Here is a 23,623-nt window from a genome sequence, read left to right as displayed (position 1 = left end):
CCTGAAAAATACCGGCGCTGATGGATGTCTCCAGCGCCGTAAAGGGGAAAGCTTAGTGTAAATCACATAAAATGCCGTCGGTTATTTCTTCAGCACCACATCTTTCTGCAACAACGACAGGACAAACGCCAGCACCATGACCCCGGCGGAAATCTGGTACACCGAGTGCAGCGCGGTGGCGAATGCCTGCAAATAATCATCGCGAATGGTTGCCGGTAATTGCTGTACCGCCTGCGCGCTGAGTGAGCGCGGGATCGGGGTGCCTTCGGGGATCAGTTTTTCCAGCTGCGAACGCAGACCCTGTGTGAAAAGTGCGCCGAAGGCCGCCACGCCGATGGAACCGCCGATCGAGCGGAATAACGTCACGCTGGATGTCGCCACGCCCAGCTGTTTCATCGATACCGAGTTCTGCACCGCCAGCACCAGAACCTGCATCACCATACCCAGTCCGAAACCGAGGACGCCGATATAAAGATAAAGCTGGGGTAACGTTGTGCTGAGCGTGAGATTGCCCAGCATCAGCATGCCGATAAAACTGAGTAACGTGCCGAAAATCGGGAACAGCCGATAGCGGCCAATGCGGCTGATAATCCGGCCACTGACAATCGAACTGACCAGCAGCGCCCCCATCAGCGGCAGCAGTTGCATCCCGGCGGCGGAAGGTGAGGAGCCTTTGACCACCTGCAAATAGAGCGGCAGGAAGGTCACCGAGCCCATCAGCGACATGCCGATAATAAAGCTGATGGCGCAGCTCAGCAGGAAGGTGCGGTCGCGGAACAGCCCGAGCGGGATGATCGGCTCCGCCGCCAGCGTCTCTTCATAAATGAAGCCTCCGAGGGTCACCACGCCGAACGCCAGAATGCACCACAGCTGCGGATCAGACCACTGATACACCGTGCCACCTTCGCTGGTAAACAAGATGATGCTGGTCAGCGCCGCCGCCAGATACGCCGCGCCGAGAAAGTCGATTTCATGGCGAATACGCGCAGTCTGCGATTTCAGCGCCACGCCGATCACCAGCAGCGCAAAAATACCCAGCGGCAGGTTGATGTAGAAAATCCAGCGCCATGACATGTGCTCGACGAGAAAACCGCCGATCAGCGGACCAATCACGGTCGCCAGCCCAAACACGCCGCCGAACAAGCCCTGATATTTACCGCGTTCCGCCGGCGGAATAACATCCCCGACCGCGGCCATAGTGACCACCATCAGCCCGCCGCCGCCCAGCCCCTGCAGGGCACGCATCAGGATCAGCTGAGTCATGTTCTGCGCCAGCCCGCAAAGTACGGAGCCGAGCAGGAACACCACTATCGCCGTTTGCAGCACGATTTTCCTTCCCAGCAAATCACCGAATTTGCCGTACAACGGCACCACGATCGTTGACGCCAGCAGATAGGAGGTGACCACCCAGGAAAGCTGATCCAGCCCGCCCAGTTCACCGACGATAGTCGGCAGCGCCGTCGAGACAATGGTCTGGTCAAGCGCGGCCAGCAGCATCACCAGCAACAGCGCGGAGAACAGAAGCTTGATCGAAGGCCTGGCCTCTTTCACTTCGCTCTGCGCCGAATTTATAGTTGTCATGAATGCTATCCTGACTTGTAATTAATTAACTGTATAATTAATATTGACGCATCACCTTCATCCGGTCAATGGATCACCCCGCTCATGACAGACAGAAAAATCTCAGAAAAGGCGACGACAGCACAAAAGGTTCAGGAGGAAGGCACCGCGTCCGCACGCCGTCCGGGTCGCCCGAGTGGGGTCAAAAAAGGCGCGGATAAGCGCGAACTGCTGCTGGATGCCGCCCTGAAACTCTTTGCCCAGTCAGGTATCGCCGAAACGCCCCTCAGCATGATCGCCAAAGAAGCGGGCGTCACCACCGCCATGCTGCATTACTACTTCAATACCCGCGAACAACTGCTGGATGTACTCATCGACGAACGTTTTCAGCCAGTACGCGCGGGGTTTAGCGATATTTTTGATATCCACGCCGACGATCCGCTGATGGCAATCACTGCGATGGCACAATGCATGATTGACGCGGCGGTGAAATATCCCTGGGTCGCGCCGCTGTGGGTACGGGAAGTGATCAGTGAAAGCGGGATGTTGAAAAAACGCATGGAAGAACGCAATGGCGACAAAAACCGCAAAGTGGTGCAGGAATGCATCACCCGCTGGCAGAGCGAAGGCCGCCTGAACCCCGATCTCGATCCGGCGCTGTTGTTCATCTCCCTGTTCGGCCTGACCCTGTTCCCCCTCGCCTCCATGAAAATGCGCCAGGGCACCGCTTCCCCCATTTCCCCCGAAGCGCTGCGCAAACACGTCGCCGTCCTGCTCTTCCACGGCGTTGCGTCGCAGAAGCCATGATTTTTCAAAAGCGTTAAAAATAGTGAGTCTTTCATGAAATAAGTGATCAGGCCCACGCTTTTACATCTGGTTTTATTTCCATATTTTCCCTATAAGTAATCATCACGCAGCAGTGATTAAAAAATAAAGAGGGTTATATGGAAATTCTTGAACAATTAAACAGTTTGGCTGTAAAAATCAAACAGCAGTCACTTTTAATTCAGACTGAAGAAGCAACGAAAAATGCATTTGTCATGCCTTTCATCAATAAAATCCTTGGCTATGACGTTTTTGATCCAACTGAAGTCGTTCCAGAATTTATCTGTGACGTAGGTACAAAAAAAGGTGAAAAAATAGATTATGCGATATTGAAAGGTGGGGAAATACAGATTCTGGTTGAGTGCAAAAAAATAGGCGAACCTCTAAATGTTAATCATGCATCTCAGCTATTTCGTTATTTTCATGTAACCAATGCAAGAATATCCATCCTCACAAACGGACAGGTTTATAAGTTCTTTACCGATCTGGATGCACCCAATAAAATGGATGAAAAGCCTTTTCTTGAGCTGGACATCCTTGATATTGATGAGAATCTTGTTTCAGAACTTGTGAAGTTAACAAAGTCTGCTTTCGATGTTGAATCCATAGTCAATGCGGCAGGGGAATTGAAGTACGTTAGCCAAATCAAAAAAATATTCCTTGCTCAATTCACTAATCCCGAAGAAGACTTTGTGAAGTTTTTCGCTTCGCGGGTCTACGATGGAATGTTGACGCAAAAAGTACGCGAACAGTTTAATACTCTCACCCGTAAAGCCGCAGTCCAGTTGTTGAATGATCAGGTGAACGAACGACTGAAATCAGCCCTCAGCGGCACTGTTCAAAATTCAGCGACAAAAGTTGTTGAAGAGGAACAGGAAATATCACAACCGACAGTCAATGTTGTTGAATCCGATCAAATCGTTACAACAGAGGAAGAACTTGAAGGGTTTCATATTGTTAAATCAATCATCAGAACAGTGATTGATATCAAACGCATTACTCATAGAGATACTAAAAGTTATTTCGGTATTTTGATTGATGACAATAACCGTAAGCCTGTTTGCCGCCTGCACTTTAACCGTTCTCAACTCTATATTGGGTTATTTGATGCGGACAAGACTGAAACGCGTCATCCGATAGAGTCGCTTGATGACATCTATCAATTCGCTGAGCATCTCAATGCTACCGCACAAAGCTACTGCTGATTTTTCTGTGTATAACTGAGCCTGCGCAAGTGGGCTCACTGCTCTTCCACGGCGTTGCGCCGCAGAAGCCGTAACACAATAGTGCTAAGGCGCGGGGATAGCCGCGCAACTCACTTTATTCCCCGCTTTTTGTATCGAAAAATACTGCGCAGACTCGACTATTATCATTGGTCATCCACGATGTTTTTGAAAGGAATGCCTTGAGAATGAAGGGAATGCCGCCGCTTATCCTCGCGCTGCTCGCCAGTTCGTTAGTGCTCACTATCGGACGAGGTGTGACGCTGCCGTTCATCACGATTTATCTGACCGAGCACTATCATCTGCTGCCGAAAAGTGTCGGGATTATTCTCGGGGCCAGTCTGGCGATCGGCATTCTCAGTGGTCTGTATGCCGGTTATCTGGTGGATAAATTCAATCACCGGACGCTGATTATTGTCTCGATCAGCGCTTTTGGATTGAGCTTTTTACTGCTGCCGGTACTGCCCGGCGTCACCGGTGTTCTGGTGGTGCTGGCGTTGCTCAATGCCTCCTACGCGCTGCTGAGTATTACGCTCAAAGCCTGTATCGCCAGCTGGTTGCCGGTGGCGAAACGGGTTAAAGCCTTCTCCATGAACTACACGCTGGTGAACGTCGGCTGGGCGGTCGGATCATCACTTGGCGTCTGGTTAGCCGGGTTCAGCCCTAAGCTGCCATTCGTGATTTCCGGTGTGCTGGCGCTCGGCACGGTGATTTCCCTGGGCTGGGGATTACGTCATATCCCCCACAGGCCGCCGCAGGCAGAAGAGGAACACAAACCCCTGCCGAAACCGAATCTGCGCCAGACGCTGGGCATTCTCGCGCGCGACCGCCGTCTGATTTATTTCACCCTGGGCAGCACGCTCGGCTCGGTGGTTTTCGGACAGTTTGCCGGTTATCTGTCGCAATATCTGATACTTGTGTCGAATGCCGCCTTTGCTTACAAGATCATCGGCGCGGTAATGATCACGAATGCGGTGATTGTCATCGCTTTCCAGTATGTCTTAAGCAGCCGCATGAAACAGGACACCCTGCTGAGGTGGCTGCTGCTCGGCACGGTATTTTTCATCGTCGGGTTGATCGGTTTTATGGTTGCGGGGGAATCGGTACTGCTGTGGATCATCGCCATGGCCATCTTCAGCTTTGGTGAACTTATCGTTATTCCGGTGGAATACATGTTTATCGACTTTATCGCACCGGAAAACATGAAAGGCAGCTATTACGGCATGCAGAATCTGAGCAATCTGGGTGGCGCGATAAACCCGGTGATGTGCGGTTTCCTGCTCAGTTACGCCGCCCCGTCAGTGATGTTTATCGCGCTGATCGCCGCCTCTGCGGGCGGGCTGGTATTCTTCTGGATGGGGCACCGGCTGGCGGCTAATACAGCGCGCGCGCCTGCTGCGTAAGGGTTTCCATCAGCCCGATATAAGGGTGCGGGCCGTAGCTTAACCGGCTGATCCCCGCCGCAATGAGATCGGCCAGCGGCGGCGTCAGGCTGCTGGCCATAATATTCACCGGCAGCGCGGAAACCTCACAGAGTTCCGCAATCAGGCCCGGATCGCTCAGACCGGGGGCAAAAAAACCACTGGCACCGGCGTCCTGATAAGCGGCCAGCCGTTTTTTAGCTTCCGCCATCAGCGCCGTATGCTGCGAGGCATCCGGTTGCTGCAAAAAGACATCGGTACGGGCATTGATAAATAAAGCGATTCCCTGTGTTTCAGCCACCTGACGAAGCGAGGTCAGAATCTCGCATTGCTCACGGACCCCGTTCAGCGCGGATGATCCCATTTGCTGATCTTCAACATTAATCCCCACCACGCCTGCCTGCAAAAGGGCGCTCAGATTATCGCAACGGCCAGCGCCATAACCGGTTTCGAAATCCACCGTCAGCGGTAGACTTATCACCGAAGCGATGCGCTGCACCGTCTGCAACAGGCTGGCAAAAGGCATGGCCTCGCCATCCTGATAACCCTGCGCCGCCGCGCATGACCAGCTGCCGGTCGCGATGGCCTTTGCCCCCGCCTGCTCCACGGCCAGCGCGCTACCCGCATCCCAGATGTTGTATAAAATGACCGGATTGTGTTTCTGATGAAGCGCTGAAAATGCCAGTGCCTGACGTTGCTGACTCATACCTTGCTCCTCGTTTAGCGGCTCAGCGCCATTCTTCGTTCGTGTTCAATCAGCCAGCGCTTGCGCCACAATCCGCCGCCGTAACCGGTCAGCGAACCGTCGGCACCGATGACGCGATGGCAAGGGATCAGAATGGAAATCTGGTTAGCGCCATTTGCCCTGGCGACGGCGCGGGAAGCGGTTGCCTGCCCGATATCGGCCGCCAGCGCAGAGTAGCTGCGCACTTCACCCGCCGGAATAGCTCTGAGCGCATCCCAGACTTTTCGGGTGAACAACGAACCGAATTCTGCCAGCGGCGTGACGAATAAGCGCTTCCCGCCTGCGAAATACGCCGCCAGTTCCTGTTCGAGCTGATCTATCACCGGGTTGCGGCCAAAAATAATTTCAGATGACGTCAGCTGTTTCAGCCGCTCAATTTCATTGGGCAACGCCGGACGGTCAATAAACTCCAGCAGATACAGCGCGTCGCGGCTGGCAATCGCCAGCATGGAACCGATGGGCGTATCCAGCCAGTCAGCTTTCAGAAACTGATGCTTTCTGGCCTGACTGGGGTTCAGCCCGATTTGCCGGGTGATTGCCGCGCGGAATCCGCTGCCGGATCCAAAGCTGGCATCCAGTTGCGCTTCAATCACCGGCTCTCCGCCGGTCAGGGCATCGACGCCTTTACCGACTCTGCGCAGGCGCGCCATTTCCAGAAACGTGATCCCGAACTGCCGTTTAAAAGCCCGGCGGACAGTGGAAGGGTCAACATTCATTGCCTGCACATCGCCTTCACTCCACTTTCTGTCGGGCTCATTTTCCAGCGCTGCCAGTAACTTCAGCACCAGCGGGTCTTTCTCTCCGCCCTGCATGAGCGGACGGCAGCGTTTACACGGGCGGTATCCTGCTTCCATCGCACTGACCATCGACGGATAAAACACCGAGTTCTCACGTTTAGGCTTGCGCGCCGGGCAGGTCAGCCGGCAAAAAATCCCGGTACTTTTCACACCGACAAAGGCAAAGCCGTCGTAAGCCGGGTCGCGGGCAATCAGCGCAGCATAAAGAACATCATCGTCAGGCAAATCGAAAAGCATGATTTCACTCGCAGACCGGGAACATGGGAAAAGCATAGGGGAATTCGAACGGGGGAAGCGACGTTTTTCGGGCGTTGATTTAACTCTTTCCGGCGAGGTTATCCGTGCCCGGCGCGATACCGGGCACGGCCATTTTTACTCCTCCAGCCCGCGATTTTTCAGCATCGGCTCGATCGACGGCGCCTTACCGCGCCAGGTTTCGTAGAGCTTTTCGAGATCTTCGCTGTTACCGCGTGAGAGGATCTGGTCACGGAATTTCTGACCATTCTCCCGCGTCAGCCCGCCCTGCCCGGTGATACCCGCAAAGGCATCGTCGGCCAGCATTTCTGTCCACAAGTAGGCGTAATATCCGGCCGCATAGCCGTTGCCCCAGATGTGCTGGAAATAGCTGGAACGGTAGCGCGGCGGCACATAGGCCAGGTTCACTTTGTCCTTCGCCAGCGAATCCGCCTCGAACTTATCGACATCCTGCTGGGGTGCGTCGGCGCTCAGGCTGTGCCAGTGCATATCCAGCAGCGCGGCGGCCAGAAGCTCGGTCATGTCATAGCCTTTGTTGAACTTACTGGCCTTCTCGATTTTGTCCTGCAATGCCTGCGGCATCACTTCGCCAGTCTGATAATGTTTCGCGAAGTGAGTAAACACTTTCGGGTCGCTCGCCCAGTGCTCGTTAAACTGAGAAGGGAACTCGACAAAATCACGCGGCGTCGCAGTGCCGGAAAGGCTCGGGTATTCCTGACTGGCAAACAGACCATGCAGCGTATGACCAAACTCGTGGAACATAGTGATCACGTCGTCCCAGGACAGCAGCGCCGGTTGCCCCGCTGCGGGTTTCTGGAAGTTGGCGACGTTGTAAATCACCGGCTTAGTGCCCAGCAGTTTCGACTGATCGACGTAGTTGCTCATCCACGCGCCGCCGCCTTTATTATCGCGCTGATAATAATCGGCATAGAACAGCGCCATCGATTTACCGTCTTTATCGAACACCTCAAAAACCCGCACGTCCGGGTTATACACCGGCAGGTCTTTGCGTTCTTTAAACGTGATGCCGTACAACAGGTTAGCGGCATAAAACACGCCGTTTTCCAGCACATTGTTCAGCTCGAAATAGGGTTTGATCTGCGCGTCGTCCAGATCATATTTCTCTTTGCGCACCTGCTGCGCGTAATGCTGCCAGTCCCAGGCAGCCACCTGGAAGCCGCCCTTTTGTTTATCGATTTCCGTCTGAATATCCTGCGCTTCACGCTGTGCGCGGGCGGTGGCTGCCGGCACAATTTTGTGCATGAAATCCAGCGCAGCCTGTGGCGTTTTCGCCATTTGATCTTCCAGCTTCCACGCCGCATAGCTTGGGAAGCCCAGCACCTGAGCCTGCTCAGCGCGAACTTTTGCAAGCCTGGCAATCAGCTCGCGGGTGTCGTTGGCATCGCCTTTTTCAGTACGATTAATGGATGCTTCATACAGCGCCTTGCGGGTATCCCGGTCATCGAGCGACTGCAACAACGGCTGCTGCGTCGTATTTTGCAGCACCAGCAGCCAGGCGTTATCCAGCTTACGGTCTTTGGCGGCCTGCGCGGCAGCGGATAATTCGGCATCACTCAGCCCGGAAAGCTGCGCTTTATCTTTCACCGTCAGCCCGCCCGCTTTGGTCGCGGCCAGCAACTTGTTGGTGAACTGGGTGCTGAGCGTCGCCGCCTGCTGATTCAGCGCCTTGAGTTTGTCTTTATCCGCATCAGAAAGATTGGCGCCGGCCAGCTCAAAATCTTTAAATGTCACCTCGATCAGACGTTGCGATTCCGGCGAAATTTTCAGGCTGCTGCGCTGGTCATACACCGCTTTCAGGCGCGCAAACAGTTTGCTGTTGAGATGAATGCTGTCATCCATCGCGGCCAGTTTTGGCGATGTGTCTTCGTCAATTTTTTGCAGCGTATCGTTGGTGCTCGCGCCGGTCATCGCGCCAAAAACGTTTTGCACGCGCTGGAGCATAACGCCGGATTTTTCCAGCGCCACATAGGTATTTTCAAAAGTAGGCGGCGCACTGTCGCTGGCAATTTTATCGACTTCAGCGAGTTTCTGGCGGATGCCTTCAAGAATGGCCGGTTCGTAATCACTGTCTTTATAGAGATTGAATTGCGGTGCCTGATATTCCAGCGGGCTGGGGGTTAAAAACGGATTATCGGCTTTGATAGCATGATTCATGACGTGCTCCTGCGTGGCGGGCTGCGCATTTTGCGCAGCGCCTGCAAACTGGCTGAGAGCCAGACCGGTTGCCATAAAGAGGATGGACAGACGCATTTTCAGTCTTCCTTAGCTGAGGGAAAGATGGACTCCGTTAAGTGTTTGAGAATAGACGCCTGCTGCCCGATCGGCAAAAGAGAATCCTAAGTAAATCGTGTTATTACGAGGCAGGTTCCATATTTTTGGCCGCAGCATTCTGTCAGGATAGCGTTCTTCGCAGCACGTAAAATGACCGGAAAAGAGATGATCAAAAACCAGACTTTCAGCGACCAGCGCTTTAGCCAGCAGCAACTGTCGGGCGAAGAATTTCACGATTGCAGGTTCCTGCGCTGCCGTTTTGACAGCACAAATCTGTCTGACATCGCTTTCGTCAACTGCATTTTCTACGACGATGAAACACAGTCAGGTTGTTCTTTTCAGCATGCGCAGCTGAAAGATGCCAGCTTCAAACATTGCGATCTGACGATGGCGGATTTCAAAAATGCGCAGGCGCTGGGTCTGGAGATCCGCGAATGCAAAGCCACCGGCGCAGATTTCAGCGGTGCCAGCTTTATGAATATGATCACCTCCCGCACCTGGTTTTGCAGCGCATTCATGACCAAAAACAACTTCAGCTACGCCAACTTCAGCAAAGTCATTCTGGAAAAATGCGAGCTGTGGGAAAACCGCTGGACCGGCGCGAACGTGCAGGGGGCAAACTTCAGCGGCTCCGACCTTTCCGGCGGCGAATTCACTGAATTCGACTGGAATAACGTCAACATCACCCATTGCGACCTGACGAATTCAGATTTGGGCGAACTGAACATCCGCAAAGTCGATCTCGATGGCGTGAAAATCGACGACTGGCAGCAAAGCCATCTGCTGGAGAAGCTGGGGATGATTGTGATTCATTCGAAGTGAGCGTATTCGAAATCGCGGTTAACGTTTTTTCTGCGCGAGGCTGTAAAGCGCCTCAATATTACTTTTTTCGCCTTCGGCCTCTTTCAGCCTGCGACGCTGTTCAGCGAACTGCTCATATCGCTGGCAGGCTATTTCATCCGCTTCTTTTTTGCTGATTTTGCCGCTGTCCTGCAAAACGTCAAATTCATTAAATTGAAGGAATTGCTCCAGTTTCTCCTCCCAGTTTTTTAAGAAAATCTGCTGACGGCGTTTAGTTTGATCCTCAGCGTAATCCAGCCACATTGAGATAATGCGATTGAGTTGATCGATTTCTGATTCACGTAAGTAATTTTTAGCAATCGTCGTATCTGTCTTACGCACATGATCATATTTGAAACTGGTCAGCCCCATATCCGGCAGGCTGGCGTCGGCACGCTGGGCGATGATTTCTGCTGCCGTCATGCCCGTGCAGGCATAATGCAGCTTATTCTGAATCGCCTGGAAAAAGCGCGCGGTATGTTTATCTGAGGCTTGATAATCCGCCGCCATTGCAAAGATATCTTTGATCCGTAAATAAACACGGCGTTCGCTGGCACGAATATCCCGGATGCGTTCCTGCATCTCATCGAAATAATCCGGCACAACAGACGGGCCAACAGGTGGATTTTTCAGCCGCTGGTCATCCATCACAAACCCTTTGATGACATATTCCTGCAAAGTTTGTGTTGCCCACTGGCGGAATTGCGTACCCCGGGTTGAGCGAACGCGGTATCCGACAGCAAGAATGGCATCAAGATTGTAATAATCAATCTGCCGGGAAACCTCCCGGGTTCCTTCCTGACGAACTATCCGGAATTTCCGGATAGTTGCGTTTCGCTCAAGTTCGCCTTCCTGATAAATATTCATCAGATGTTCGTTAATTGTCCGAACATCTTTTTGGTAAATTTCAGAAATCAGAGCCTGTGATAACCACAAAGTCTCCGACGCGAAGCGACATTCTATGCGTACACGCCCGTCCTTAGCCTCAAAAAGAACAAACTCTCCCTCCGGCGCCAGAGGCGTAATGTGTTCATCCATCCTGACATACCCCTTCAGACGCCATGAGGCGTTTAACCTGCAGACAATAGCCTCATTCTACCTGTTTCCCCTGAATGCAAAAATAGCGGTTAATCTAACCCGATATAGAAACCGAAAAGTGCGCTTCTCCCCCGCCCTTCATCAGAATCTCATCACACTATGCTATAACTGGCATTCGCTTTAGCCACGAAATTAAACTCATGAAAGATAATAGTATTTACTCTCCTCAGGCGTCTGTGCCGGAAAAATCACGGGTGCTGGGCTGGTCTGATTTATTCTCGCTGTGGTTCTCGCTCGGCATGGGCCTGATGGTGTTACAGGCCGGGGCGATTCTGGCTCCGGGGCTCGGGCTTGCAGGATCGCTGGCGGCGATTGTGCTGGGTTCTGCCGTCGGTGTTGCGCTGCTGGCGCTGGTCGGGGTGATCGGCGGGCAAACCGGCATGTCTTCGATGGCATCGCTGACACTGAGCCTCGGCAAACGCGGTGTGGCGCTGCCGGTGCTGTTCAATCTGATCCAGCTGATCGGCTGGGGCGCGTTTGAAATTGTGGTGATGCGCGATGCGGCCAGCCTGCTGGCAACACGGGCCTGGGGGGACGGCAGCTTTTGGGCGAATCCAACCCTGTGGACGTTTATTTTCGGCATCGTCGCCACCTTGCTGGCGGCCAGCGGTCCGCTGGCATTTATCCGCGTGGTGCTGCGCCGCTGGGGGATCTGGTTACTGTTGGCGAGCTGCGCGTGGCTGACCGGTTATCTGTTCCTGCACGCGGATTTATCGATGCTGTGGCATAACGCCGGGAACGGTTCGATGCCGTTCGCGCTGGCCTGCGACATCGTGGTGTCGATGGCATTTTCATGGCTGCCGCTGGTGTCGGATTACACCCGTTTTGGCAAGTCTGCGCGGCAAAATTTCTGGGGAACCGCCTGCGGATATTTCCTCGGCAGCGTATGGATGATGTCACTTGGCGTCGCGTATACGCTGGCGTTTGTCAGCACCTCAGCCGATGCCAATGCGCTGCTGCTGGCGCTCTCAGGCGTGGCGCTGGGTATTCCGCTGCTGCTGATTCTGGTGGATGAACACGAAAACGCCTTTGCGGATATTCACTCGGCGGCGGTATCGGCGGGCACATCGGTGCCGGTGAGCGTCGGGAAACTGACGCTGGGCATCGGCCTGCTGTGTACGCTGATCGCCTGGTCGGTGCCGCTGACGCAATACGAAAACTTCCTGCTGCTGATTGGTTCGGTCTTTGCACCGCTGTTCGGCGTGGTCTTGACGCATCATTTTGTGCTGCGTCGCCAGACCAACGAAAACCTCAATCTGCGCTCGGTCATGGCATGGTTTACGGGGATCGCGGTCTATCATCTGATGGCGAATCTGCTGCCCGATGTCGGCGCGACCATTCCGTCGCTGCTGGTGGCGGGGCTGATGTGCTGGGGATTGGGGCGCAAAGTCTGAACTAAGAAAACCGCCCCTCAGGGCGGTTCCTTAATTACTACAAACCAGATCCCATGTTGACGTTAATCTTGATATCAGAAACGTTAACGTTCCATCCACCATTCTCAGTCGTCATCAAAGAACCCAGCACAACGATCAGTGCATAAATACACTTTTTCATTGTTGCGGCCTTTTACAACCGCGTTTCACCAATAAGCACCGGGACTTACAGGAGAAGGACAGGCAAAGTTGAGGTTGCTCGTCCCCGCGGTACTGAAAGTGCTATTTCCTAAGCCCGGTGACCTGCCGCTAAACAGGCGAAACTAGCCCCGCGCGCAGACTAGCACTAAGACCATAAAAAAAGTAAGACAATTTTATAGTCTCCCAACTTGTTCAGTTTGGGTGAATCATGTACAGTTCTTTCCGTTGGGGTTGCTTGTTCCCGCTTGTTTTAAAAAGGCTGATTTAGCGCTAACTGAATCACCCAACAAAAAAACCGCTCTTTGAAGCGGTTTTTTTGTACCTGAAATTCAGCCCTTACAGCCTCATTTCCCCTGCCCGAAAAAATCGTTGTACAGCATATAAAGGTGCGCCGCGCTCCATGAGAAGTTGGGTGCGCCCTGCTGCTGGCCGGTGAGCGGGTTGTAGTTTTCGCGGATCGGGCCGTCGGTCACCAGGCCGTCGGCGTGGTCGAAGAAGGCCTGCGCCATGGCGATAGCATCGTTGCGGTAGCCGTATTGCTCCATGCCTTTCAGGCCGAAATAGAGCTGATCGACCCACACGCGGCCGCGCCAGTAAATGTCCGCACCGAACGCCGGATTGGTCAGTGCGGCGGTGCCGAGCGGCACATAGGTGTTGAATTCGCGCCCATCTTTCATCACTTTCACCACGGCGTCGGCATGCGCCTGCGTCGCTGCGCCATTAAACAACGGCGACCAGCCTTCCGGGCCTTTGCCGCGTTCGACAATCGGTTTGCCCGCGCAGCCGTTAGCCAGCGGTTTCTCTTCAATGCGGATGTCATAGAAAAAGCCGCTGCGGCTGTCGAACATGCAGGTATTGATGTATCCGGCCAGTTTGACGGCTTTCGCACTAAAATCTGCGGCTTCGGTTTTCTTGCCTAAAATGCCGGCGATGTCGGCCATGTACTTGTTGTCGCTGTACATATAGCTGGCTTCATCGACCGATTCCTGTAGCAGTGAATATCCCAGCAGCGTTCCGTCATCAGAACGGTTTTCGGCGAATTTAACCTGCCAGTCTTGTTTTTTACCGCCATTTTTGATGTATTTCGCCAGCTGATCGGCGTCGATAAAACCAAAGGCCGCCGCATCGTCCCTCCCCGATTCCCATGAAGCCGCCACCTGCGCCGGAATTTCTATGCTGTCGTACTGACCGGATTTCACTACGCGGTCATAGTTTTTCAACCCGGATTCGGTCTGTTCTTTCTTCCCTTCCCGAACGGTAAACAGCATGCTGCCGTCGGCGGTGTTGTGCGCTTTATCGCGCGTTGCGCCGTATTCCGGCACGCCGTTATGGTTGTGATCGCGGTTGCGCAGCCACCAGTCATGATAGGCGACCAGTTTCGGGTACATCTCTTCCAGCCACTGTTTATCACCCGTCGTTTTGTAGACTTCCATCACCGACCACGCCGCCAGGCTCGGCTTGGTGTTGCGCTCATTCCAGTTGGTGCCGTCGCCACCGCGCTCAGGGCTTGTGTTATAGGCGATGAGATCGGGCACAAAACCGGCATCCCACGGGCGAACCGTATCGCCGGGTGGGATCTGAAACGCGAACACGGCGCGGATATTGTTTTTCGCCACGTCAGGATTGAAATGCGCCATCGCGTAAGCCTGTTTCCAGGTGTCCCACGGCCAGGTCTGATTGCCGGAGAACCAGCGGCCGGTGACCGACGGCGTCACGGAATCAAATCTCATTACGCCCGCCGCCCCGCGCCAGTTGCCGTTAAGGGTTTCGATGGCTTTGACCGCCACACGTTCCTGCGCCGGTGTGGCGTGCGGGTTGGTCAGCCCGCGGGTCAGATATCCTTCCCAGCGCTGTTGCGAGGCCGCCAGAAAACGTTGCGGATGCGCCAGAATACCGGCGATCTCAGGCTGCTCTTTCTGTACCTCACCGGCGGTCAGCAGATGCGAATAGGTGGTGTAAATTGTGGTGGAACCGGCGATGTTGGCTTTCGCGGTAAACTGATGCCCTGCCACCGTCGTCTGCATCGGCAGGGATTTGTGGATCTGGTATTCCGACTCGCCCGACGTCATCAGGCTGGAGGCCTCGCGCACTTTCCCGAAGGTCACGCGCAGGCCGTCAGCCGTCGGCAGGATTTTGCGGTTATAGCCCGGATATGCCTGTTCGATGGTTTTATCCGACGGCGGTTTTCCCTCCTGAGCGCGCAGGTTTTCCAGTAATGCGCCGTCCCAGACCAGTTCCAGCGGGGAATCGGTGGTGATTTTGGTTTCCAGCAACGAGGTGCGGGCGGTGACAAAACGCAGCGTCATGTCGACGCGAATGCCGGGCGCGGTCAGCGTCTGGATCAGCGCGCCGGGAATGCTGTACGCCTCCATGCTGAGCGCCACTTTCTGACCGTTTTTGAAGATCGTCAGCCGGTCAAAGTTATCCGCCATAAAGTTGATGTATTCTTCGGTCAGCAGCGCCGGGCCGGGAAATCCGCCCATGCCTTCCGGCCCGGCCGGTAATAAATGTCCGTGCCACGCGCCATCATCAAATAAAGGATTAAAACGCTGATGCTCATCGAAATCATAATCGAGCATATAATGCGGCGCACCGGTGCGGTTAATGACGTTTTTATAAGACTCAGCCTGTAATGGCTTTGCCGTTTCAGCGACCGCATTGCCGGAAATAAATAAGACAGACGAAATAAATAAGGCAAGGATTTTAACGCTGCTGATATTTTTCATTATGATTTACCCCAATAGAAATATTGCATCAGAAATATCGAATTACTGGCGCCGGTATTGTCGTTGCTCATATAAAATTTACTGTCTAATGCGGTCGCGAACCGGCCACCATAATATTCGTACCAGATACCGGCCTGCGCGTAGGAGGTGGTGGTATCCGCCGCGTTATCGAGACGGTGTTGGGCGTAGCTGTAGGCAGTTGAGAAATACAGGCCGGACACCGCTTCGACCATCGCACTGACCATCATGCCCGATTCACTGCCGAGCTGATTGCCATCGCCTTTGCCGGTGTGATGCCAGACACGTCCGGCGAGGTTTTTGCCCTGTAAACCCGCAAGCACCAGCTGCCCGGTGCCGTCGGTGAGTTCGAGGCCGTTGAGCAGCGTCAGCCCGTCGGTCAGATCGTATTGCGTGTAACCGTTAACCATCGCCCGGTACGTGTATTTATCTGAATAACGGTCATATTTGCCAAAATGCAGCAGCGCCTTACTTTCATCAACGCGGCTTTCCGGCGCGGCGGTCACGCTGTAGCGGAACTTGCCGGTGAGGTTCTGGATTTTCGCCGCCTGCGTTAAATCGCGGGTATTGGGAATGACGTAACCGTATTCCGGCGTGAAATCGCCCCACCATTGCAGGTCATCCAGCGAGGAGTCATTGCGCATGCTGAGGATCATCTCGGTGCCGTTATCGGTGCGGTAGCCGCCATAAAAACGGTTCAGGCCGCCTTCAAATCCGCCCCAGCTGTGATCGGGCACCCAGGCATTTCCCTGATGGTCGGCCTGCACCGTCCAGCCTTCGCCATAAATAAGCCCGAACCAGTGGCCGCGCTGTATTTCCAGACCGCCTTCGATATAGGTACCGTCGCTGTATTTATGCTGGTCCTGCCCCTTTAAATACACGCTGCCTCCACCGCCCATTTCGCCATAAAACCGGTAAGCGGTTGCCTCTGCACTTTTTGGCGTTAATTCCGGCGGGGTTAACATATTATGTTCGGCGGGAACCACAGAGTCCTGCGCCCATAAATTCATTGGTGAGGCGAATAATAAGAATATGAGTATTTTATTGAGTGATATTTTCTTCATCGGTATGCGCATCGCTCAGGGTGAGGGGCTGAAAGTGAGCCAGAAATTAAAACGCATACTAGTAAATATTTTACTAAAATATACTTAAATATCGGTAAAGCGTTAACCGGGTCACATTGCATTTTTGCAGCCCTGCGCGCATGCGGCGTGTATACATGCGTCTGCGTAGCCATTAAGCTAACCGCCTGATTTACTGATAACCCTGGACTGAGACGCTGATGGCAACATTAAAGGAAATCGCTGAGGCCGCGAACGTATCCGTTGCGACGGTTTCACGCGTGCTGAATGACGATCCGAGCCTGAGCGTAAAAGCGCAGACCCGGCAGAAAATTCTGGAAGCGGCAGAACGCCTGGAATACAAACTGTCGTCGGCCAGGCGCAACGCCAGCCACCGCATGATGTTTGCCGCGCTGTTCACTTACCGCCAGGGGCTGGAAATTGATGACCCTTATTATCTTTCCATGCGTTATGGCATTGAAACACAATGCGAAAAACTCGGCATTACGCTGGTTTCCGGCTATGACTTTACCGGCGATAAAGCCCTGCCGTCTGCCGAGGGCTTTCTGGTTATCGGGCAGCCTCAGGCCGCACTTCATCAGCAACTCAGTCAGCAATCCCTGCCCGTCGTGTTTATTGATGGCGTGATGGACGATCCGCAGTCCGACTGTGTGAATGTCGATCTGTTTAAGATCAGCCAGAAGGTGATCGATTTCTTCATAGGGCAAGGCTATTCGAGGATCGGGTTTATCGGCGGGCGCGATGAACCTGAATTTGCCGATCAGCGTGAGCAGGCTTTTGTGGAATATGGCCGGCTGAAAAATGTGGTGCAGGCAGAGGATATTTATTACGGCGATTTCACCAGCCAGTCCGGCTACCAGTGCGCCAAAAAAATGCTGTTGGACAACAGGCCGTACCCTCCCGCGCTGCTGATTGCCACCGATACCATTGCGCTGGGCGTGACCCGTGCGCTGCTGGAGCACGGCGTGAAAATCCCGGAGCAGATCGCGCTGATCAGCGTCAACGACATCCCGACCGCACGCTTTGTTTTCCCTTCTTTATCAACGGTGCGCATTCATTCCGAAACCATGGGCGCGCAGGCGGTTAACCTGCTGACCGAGCGCCTGCGTGATGACCGCAACGTGCCGCTTTCGGTATTTGTCCCCAGCTCATTGCAGTTGCGCGATACCACCCGCCGCTGATCCCGCCCTGCCGGTTCGCACCTTCTGACGCCCTGCTTTTCCGATCGGGCAGGCGTCAAAGGGATCGCCGACGATCGCTAAAAATTAACTGCCTGATCCCCCGTCGCTTTTTTTAATTAGTGTGATCCCTCTGACAATCGGTAAATGTTTTTAGTTATTTTTACTAAATATTTACTATCTTATTTCCCATAGATACACGTCTCAGGAGAGATCACGTGAATAATTGGGAAAACATCGACAAGCAGTCAGAACACCGTTTACCACCGAGGGCCAGTTTTTTCAGCTATGACACTGCGCAACAGGCGCTGCGCTTTGACCGCGCTGCCAGCCACTGTTTTCAGCTGCTCAGCGGTCGCTGGCAGTTTGCCTATTTTGATCACCCGGCGTTAGTGCCGGACGCATTTTACAACCAGCCGGTGACGGGCTGGGGCGATATCGCCGTGCCCGGAATGTGGCAGATGGAAGGCCACGGCCAGCTGCAATACACCGACGAAGGTTTCCCGTTCCCGATCGACATTCCTTTCGTGCCCGCCAGTAACCCGACCGGCGCGTATCAGCGGACGTTTAGCCTTGACGCCGCGTGGGCAGGCAAACAGATCATCATCAAATTCGACGGCGTCGAAACCTACTTCGAAATCTACGTGAACGGCCATTACGCCGGCTTCAGCAAAGGCAGCCGCCTGTGCGCGGAATTTGATATCAGCGCGTTTGCGGTTCAGGGCGAAAACCTGCTGTCGGTGCGCGTCCTGCAGTGGGCGGATTCCACGTATATCGAAGATCAGGACATGTGGTGGATGGCGGGGATTTTCCGCGATGTGTATCTCACCGGCCAAAATCCTGTCCATCTCAATGATTTCACCGTGGTTACCGCGTTCGACGAAAACTACTGCGATGCCGTGCTGAGCATTGATGCCGTTCTGTGTAATTTGCGCGAGCCGGTCAGCGGTTATCGCCTGCATGCGCAGTTATTCGACGATGGCGTCTGTGCGGCGCAATTGTCCGCAGATAACCTGCATATCGGCGATGAAACCCGCTGCCGTCTGGACATACCGGTCAGCCAGCCACGTCAGTGGAACGCCGAACATCCTGAGCTCTATCAGTTGCTGCTGACACTGTATGACGACGCGGGCAAGGTGGTTTCCGTGGTGCCGCAGCGCGTCGGTTTTCGTGATATCTGCGTGCGCGACGGGCTGTTTCACGTCAACGGGCGCTACCTCAAGCTGCACGGCGTCAACCGCCACGACCACGATCACCGCAAAGGGCGCGCGGTGGATATGGCGCGGGTGGAGCGCGATATCATCCTGATGAAACAGCACAACATTAACTCGGTGCGCACTGCCCATTATCCGAACGACCCGCGCTTTTACGAGCTGTGCGACATCTACGGGTTATTCGTCATGGCCGAAACTGATCTGGAAAGCCACGGTTTCGCCAACGTCGGCGATCTGAGCCGCATCACCGACGATCCGCGCTGGGAACACGCCTATGTGGAGCGCATCGAGCGTCATGTGATGGCGCAAAAAAATCATCCGTCGATCATCATGTGGTCACTCGGCAACGAATCCGGTTATGGCTGCAATATCCGCGCGATGGCCGCACGCTGCAAAGCACTCGATCCGACACGTTTAGTTCACTATGAAGAAGACCGCGACGCCGAAGTGACCGACGTCATCAGCACCATGTATTCCCGTGTTTCCATGATGAATGCGTTTGGTGAATACCCGCACGCCAAACCGCGCATCATCTGCGAATACGCCCATGCGATGGGCAACGGCCCCGGCGGATTAGCCGAATATCAGGCAGTGCTCAACCGCCACGCCAGCCTGCAGGGGCATTACATCTGGGAATGGTGCGATCACGGCCTGCTGGAAACCGGCGAAAATGGCCGGATGCGCTACACCTACGGCGGCGATCACGGCGATTATCCGAACAACTACAACTTCTGCATGGACGGGCTGATTTATCCGGATCAAACCCCCGGCCCCGGCCTGCGCGAATATAAACAGGTGCTGTGCCCGGTCGGCGTCAGCCTGAGCGGCGGCGCGCTGCGTGTTAAAAACCGTTACTGGTTCAGCTCACTGGAAGACATCACGCTGTCGCTGACCGTGCAGATGGCCGGTCGCTGTGAAGAAGCCCGCGAAATCACCCTGCCGCATCTGCAACCCGGCGAATCGGAAGAGATTTCCCTGCCGCCATTCACCGCCAGCGGGCAGGAAACTTTCCTCAACGTCAGCATCTGCAAAAACAGCCCGACCGCCTACAGTGACGCAAAGCATCCGCTCGGCCAGTATCAGATGCTGTTGCAGGCGGCGCAGCCTTTGCCTGCTTCGCCGGTTGCCACACGCGTCACCCCGCTGCTTTGCGACGAGCAAAAACATCAGCTGATCGTCAGCGGCGAAAACTTCAGGCTGGCGTTTTCCCGCCTCGATGGCGAACTGAAAAGCTGGCAGGTGGACGGCGAAGAAATCCTGGGCCGTGCGCCGAAAATCAACTTCTTCAAGCCGGTCATCGACAACCACAAACCGGAATTCGAAGGCCTGTGGCAACCCAATCATCTGCACATCATGCAGCAGCATTTACGGTCGCTGCGCTGGGAGCCTATGCAGGATGACGTGGTGGTTGAAGTGCAAAGCATCATTGCGCCGCCTGTTTTCGATTTCGGTATGCGCTGTACTTATCGCTGGCGGATATCGCCTCAGGGCGCGGTGAACCTCGATTTATCCGGTACGCCTTACGGTAATTTCAGCCACGTCATCCCGAAAATCGGCCTTGATGTTGGCATCAGCCGCCGCTTCACGCAGGTGGAATATTACGGCCGCGGGCCGGGCGAAAATTATCAGGACAGCCGTCAGGCCAACCTTATCGGCCATTATCAGCAACCGGTGAGCCATTTATTTGAAAACTACCCGATGCCGCAGGACAACGGCAACCGGCAGGACGTCCGCTGGCTCAGCCTGCGTGATAACGCCGGTCGCGGGATTTTCATTCAGCCGCGCCAGCCGATCAATTTCAGCCTGTGGCCGTACAGTTCGCAGCAACTGCAACAGGCGCAACACATCGACGAACTGACGCCGGACAGCTGCCTGACGCTCAATCTCGATCACAAAATTATGGGGCTGGGCTCTAACTCCTGGGGGTCGGAAGTGCTTGATTCTTACCGCGTCTATTTTTCTGCATTCCGCTACGGCTTCACGCTGGTGCCGTTCCGCCAGCAGGACACCGACAGCCAGCACCTTGCGGAATTCACCTTTCATACCGGGGAGGAAAACTGATGATTATTCTCGACTCTTTACATGAATTTGAGCGGCTGTATCGCAGCGGAAAGAAATGGCAGCGCTGCAGGGAAGCCATCAATAACCTGGAAAATATTCGTCCCGGCGTTTTCCATTCTGTCGGCGATTCGCTGGTTTACCGGCTGGCCAGCGGCAGCGAAAAACAACGGGCGGAATTCGAAGGCCACCGCCGTTATTTCGATGTGCATTATTACCTCGAAGGGGCAGAAGAAATCGAATTTGCCGCGAAATCTGCCCTGCACTGCGTGGCGCCTTATGACGATGAGACTGACCGTGAATTTTTTAGCGGCCAGGGTGAAACAGTAAAAGTGAATAAAGGCAGTGTGATCATTTTTGAAAATCACGAAGCCTGCCGGTTCAGGCCGGAAAAAGACGTCAGAAAAGTCATCTTACAGGTGACCATCGAAGAGAGTTATTTCGTTAATAAATAATAAAAAACAATAAAACCCTTACCCTATAAACATCGCAGTTGGAGAGTTTCTATGGCCGGATCGAGCAGAAACACAATCGGCAAATTTGGATTGTTATCCATGACATTTGCCGCCGTTTTTAGCTTCAACAATGTCATTAATAACAATATTCAGTTAGGCATCGCGTCTGCGCCCGTTTTTCTGGTGGCGACAATCCTCTATTTCATTCCGTTTTGTCTGATCATCGCCGAGTTTGTTTCGCTGAATAAAAACTCGGAAGCCGGAGTTTACGCCTGGGTAAAAAGCGCGCTCGGCGGTCGCTGGGCATTTATGACCGCCTATACCTACTGGTTCGTGAATTTATTTTTCTTCACCGCGCTGCTGCCGCGCGTGATTGCCTACGCCTCGTACGCCTTTTTAGGCCATGACTATATTTTCACGCCAGTCACCACGGCTATTATCAGCATCTGCCTGTTTGCCTTTTCGACGCTGATTTCCAACAGCGGCGCGAAATTACTCGGGCCGATGACGTCAGTGACCTCGACATTAATGTTGCTGCTGACGTTCTCTTATATTGTGCTGGCAGGCGCGGCGCTGATCGGCGGCGCTGAACCGGCCAATCCGATTAACGTCGAGGCCATGACGCCGCATTTAAACTGGGCATTTTTAGGCATTATTGCGTGGATATTTCAGGCCGCGGGCGGCGCGGAATCAGTCGCCGTGTACGTGAATGACGTTAAAGGTGGCAGCCGCGCGTTCGTGAAAGTCATCATTATTTCCGGGCTGGTGATCGGCGTGCTGTATTCCATCGCCTCCTTGTTAATTAACGTGTTTGTGGCACAGTCCGCGCTGCATTTCACCGGCGGCACCGTGCAGGTATTCGAAGGGTTATCGGCGCACTTTGGTTTACCGGCGGTGATGATGAACCGCTTCGTCGGCGTGGTTTCTTTCACCGCGATGTTTGGCTCATTGCTGATGTGGACGGCCGCGCCGGTCAAAATATTCTTTACTGAAATTCCTAAGGGGATTTTTGGCGAGAAAACCATTCGTCTGAATAAACACGGTGTCCCGACGCGCGCGGCGTGGATCCAGTTTCTTATCGTCATTCCGCTGATGCTCATTCCAACGCTCGGCTCCAACAGCGTACAGGAATTAATGAACACGCTGATCAACATGACCGCCGCGGCATCAATGCTGCCACCGCTGTTTATTATGCTGGCCTATCTGAATCTGCGGCTGAAATACGACTGCGTTGAACGCGATTTTAAAATGGGATCCAGAATGCAGGGGATCGCCATCGTCAGTACGCTGATTGTGATTTTCACCGTCGGCTTTATCGCCTCGACCTTCCCGACCGGCGCCAGCATTATTACCATTGTGTTTTATAACGTCGGCGGACTGGTGTTATTCCTCGGCTATGCCTGGTGGAAATACAATAAATATTCCAAAGGTTTGGATGAGAACACCCGTTACCACGAGGACACGCCGCTGGCGAGAATTGTGCTGGAATCGCAAAATGAAACCGCCCGCCTGAAAGAAGCGACGGTCGCCAAATCGCTGTCAGGGGCGTAACGGGAAAAGAGAGACATAAAAAAACCGCCTGAGAAGGCGGTTTTGTTTTTTCCGAATCCGACCTTACAGCGCGATATCTGCGGGCAGATTGGTTTCTTCCTGCGCATGGGCGTCGAGCGGGCGCAGTTGCACCACGTCGGCGACCGGCGTCGTTTTCATCGACGGGATATCGAGTTGCAAAATACGGCTGGTGTCGAGCAGCTCTTTCTCGGTGGCTTCTACGTTTCCGTTCAGTTTGGTGCCATAAGACGGAATGATTTCGCGGAATTTAGCCTGCCACTCCGGGCTGGCCGCTTTCTCTTTGAAGACCGTTTCCAGCAACTTCATCATGATCGGAGCCGCCGTTGATGCTCCCGGCGATGCGCCCAGCAACGCGGCGATACTGCCATCTTGTGCGCTGACCACTTCGGTACCCAGACGCAGAACCCCGCCATGCTTGCCATCTTTTTTGATGACCTGCACGCGCTGCCCGGCAACCCAGCGTTTCCAGTCTTTCTGCTCGGCCTGCGGGAAGAACTCCTTCAATGCCGCATGACGATCGTTATCGCTGAGCATCACCTGCCCGACCAGATATTTCACCAGATCGAAGTTACCCATACCGACATGAGTCATCGGCAGCAGGTTGGAGCTGTTCACGCTGCCAAACAGATCCCACAGGGAACCGTTTTTCAGGAATTTACTGGAGAAGGTGGCGAACGGCCCGAACAACAG

The 23,623-nt window shown here is 54.0% G+C and carries 17 protein-coding genes; 9 read left to right on the top strand and 8 right to left on the bottom strand.

Translation table 11 applies throughout. From position 1 onward, the window contains the following. Window positions 1–81: 81 nt before the first annotated feature. Window positions 82–1,581 (bottom strand): MDR family MFS transporter, encoded by a 1,500-nt coding sequence (locus tag ED901_RS21960; protein ID WP_122097242.1) that lies wholly within the window; start codon window positions 1,579–1,581, stop codon window positions 82–84. 84 nt (window positions 1,582–1,665) lie between these two features. Between ED901_RS21960 and ED901_RS21955 the strand changes: the two genes are divergently transcribed. From ED901_RS21955 to ED901_RS21945, 3 genes are all read left to right on the top strand, one after another. Further along, complete coding sequence (locus tag ED901_RS21955; protein WP_122097241.1) at window positions 1,666–2,367, top strand: TetR/AcrR family transcriptional regulator; 702 nt, start codon at window positions 1,666–1,668, stop codon at window positions 2,365–2,367. Window positions 2,368–2,504: 137 nt separating this feature from the next. Continuing rightward, complete coding sequence (locus ED901_RS21950) at window positions 2,505–3,590, top strand: type I restriction endonuclease (RefSeq protein ID WP_122097240.1); 1,086 nt, start codon at window positions 2,505–2,507, stop codon at window positions 3,588–3,590. A gap of 206 nt (window positions 3,591–3,796) precedes the next feature. Further along, on the top strand, window positions 3,797–5,011 hold the full coding sequence (locus ED901_RS21945; RefSeq protein WP_122097239.1) for an MFS transporter: 1,215 nt from the start codon (window positions 3,797–3,799) through the stop codon (window positions 5,009–5,011). On the opposite strand, the gene ED901_RS21940 is transcribed toward ED901_RS21945, so the two are convergent. From ED901_RS21940 to dcp, 3 genes are all read right to left on the bottom strand, one after another. Further along, window positions 4,983–5,735 (bottom strand): isocitrate lyase/phosphoenolpyruvate mutase family protein, encoded by a 753-nt coding sequence (locus ED901_RS21940; protein ID WP_122097238.1) that lies wholly within the window; start codon window positions 5,733–5,735, stop codon window positions 4,983–4,985. The genes ED901_RS21945 and ED901_RS21940 overlap by 29 nt on opposite strands. Window positions 5,736–5,749: 14 nt before the next feature. Then, window positions 5,750–6,808: a bifunctional transcriptional activator/DNA repair enzyme AdaA gene (locus tag ED901_RS21935; protein WP_122097237.1), complete on the bottom strand. Its 1,059-nt coding sequence runs from the start codon at window positions 6,806–6,808 to the stop codon at window positions 5,750–5,752. A gap of 135 nt (window positions 6,809–6,943) precedes the next feature. Then, on the bottom strand, window positions 6,944–9,097 hold the full coding sequence (gene dcp, locus ED901_RS21930) for a peptidyl-dipeptidase Dcp (protein ID WP_122097236.1): 2,154 nt from the start codon (window positions 9,095–9,097) through the stop codon (window positions 6,944–6,946). Window positions 9,098–9,283: 186 nt separating this feature from the next. Between dcp and ED901_RS21925 the strand changes: the two genes are divergently transcribed. Further along, window positions 9,284–9,940: a Qnr family pentapeptide repeat protein gene (locus tag ED901_RS21925; protein WP_056777150.1), complete on the top strand. Its 657-nt coding sequence runs from the start codon at window positions 9,284–9,286 to the stop codon at window positions 9,938–9,940. Window positions 9,941–9,958: 18 nt separating this feature from the next. Here ED901_RS21925 and ED901_RS21920 read toward each other — a convergent pair whose 3' ends face one another. After that, window positions 9,959–10,996 carry a virulence RhuM family protein gene (locus ED901_RS21920; protein ID WP_122097235.1) on the bottom strand — a complete coding sequence of 346 codons (1,038 nt, stop codon included), beginning with the start codon at window positions 10,994–10,996 and terminating at the stop codon, window positions 9,959–9,961. A gap of 200 nt (window positions 10,997–11,196) precedes the next feature. Between ED901_RS21920 and cytX the strand changes: the two genes are divergently transcribed. Further along, window positions 11,197–12,450 (top strand): putative hydroxymethylpyrimidine transporter CytX, encoded by a 1,254-nt coding sequence (gene cytX / locus ED901_RS21915; protein ID WP_122097234.1) that lies wholly within the window; start codon window positions 11,197–11,199, stop codon window positions 12,448–12,450. 524 nt (window positions 12,451–12,974) lie between these two features. On the opposite strand, the gene ygjK is transcribed toward cytX, so the two are convergent. Together ygjK and ygjJ are read right to left on the bottom strand one after the other, a co-directional pair. Next, the gene (gene ygjK, locus ED901_RS21910) at window positions 12,975–15,356 is read right to left on the bottom strand and encodes an alpha-glucosidase (protein WP_122097233.1); all 2,382 of its coding nucleotides are present in this window, start codon (window positions 15,354–15,356) and stop codon (window positions 12,975–12,977) included. Further along, window positions 15,356–16,384 carry a protein YgjJ gene (ygjJ, locus tag ED901_RS21905; RefSeq protein WP_240993996.1) on the bottom strand — a complete coding sequence of 343 codons (1,029 nt, stop codon included), beginning with the start codon at window positions 16,382–16,384 and terminating at the stop codon, window positions 15,356–15,358. Before ygjJ ends, ygjK begins: the two co-directional genes overlap by 1 nt. Window positions 16,385–16,656: 272 nt before the next feature. On the opposite strand from ygjJ, the gene ebgR reads away from it, so the two are divergent. The 4 genes from ebgR (at window position 16,657) to ED901_RS21885 (ending at window position 22,912) form a co-directional block, all read left to right on the top strand. Beyond that, window positions 16,657–17,637, top strand: coding sequence for a transcriptional regulator EbgR (gene ebgR / locus ED901_RS21900; RefSeq protein ID WP_122097231.1), 981 nt, complete (start codon window positions 16,657–16,659; stop codon window positions 17,635–17,637). Window positions 17,638–17,852: 215 nt separating this feature from the next. Further along, window positions 17,853–20,909 carry a beta-galactosidase subunit alpha gene (gene ebgA / locus ED901_RS21895; protein ID WP_122097230.1) on the top strand — a complete coding sequence of 1,019 codons (3,057 nt, stop codon included), beginning with the start codon at window positions 17,853–17,855 and terminating at the stop codon, window positions 20,907–20,909. After that, the gene (locus ED901_RS21890; protein WP_122097229.1) at window positions 20,909–21,361 is read left to right on the top strand and encodes a beta-galactosidase subunit beta; all 453 of its coding nucleotides are present in this window, start codon (window positions 20,909–20,911) and stop codon (window positions 21,359–21,361) included. The genes ebgA and ED901_RS21890 overlap by 1 nt, the downstream gene beginning before the upstream one ends. A gap of 51 nt (window positions 21,362–21,412) precedes the next feature. Next, window positions 21,413–22,912, top strand: a complete 1,500-nt coding sequence (locus ED901_RS21885; protein ID WP_122097228.1) for an amino acid permease — start codon at window positions 21,413–21,415, stop codon at window positions 22,910–22,912. Window positions 22,913–22,975: 63 nt separating this feature from the next. On the opposite strand, the gene ED901_RS21880 is transcribed toward ED901_RS21885, so the two are convergent. Further along, window positions 22,976–23,623, bottom strand: a 648-nt coding sequence (locus ED901_RS21880; protein ID WP_205965133.1) for a malate:quinone oxidoreductase, incomplete at its 5' end; no start/stop codon positions are given.

The sequence above is a fragment of the Rahnella sp. Larv3_ips genome (genome assembly GCF_003697865.1).
GTDB classification, from domain to species: Bacteria; Pseudomonadota; Gammaproteobacteria; order Enterobacterales; family Enterobacteriaceae; genus Rahnella; species Rahnella rivi.
This window is presented reverse-complemented; position numbering and strand designations above follow the sequence as displayed.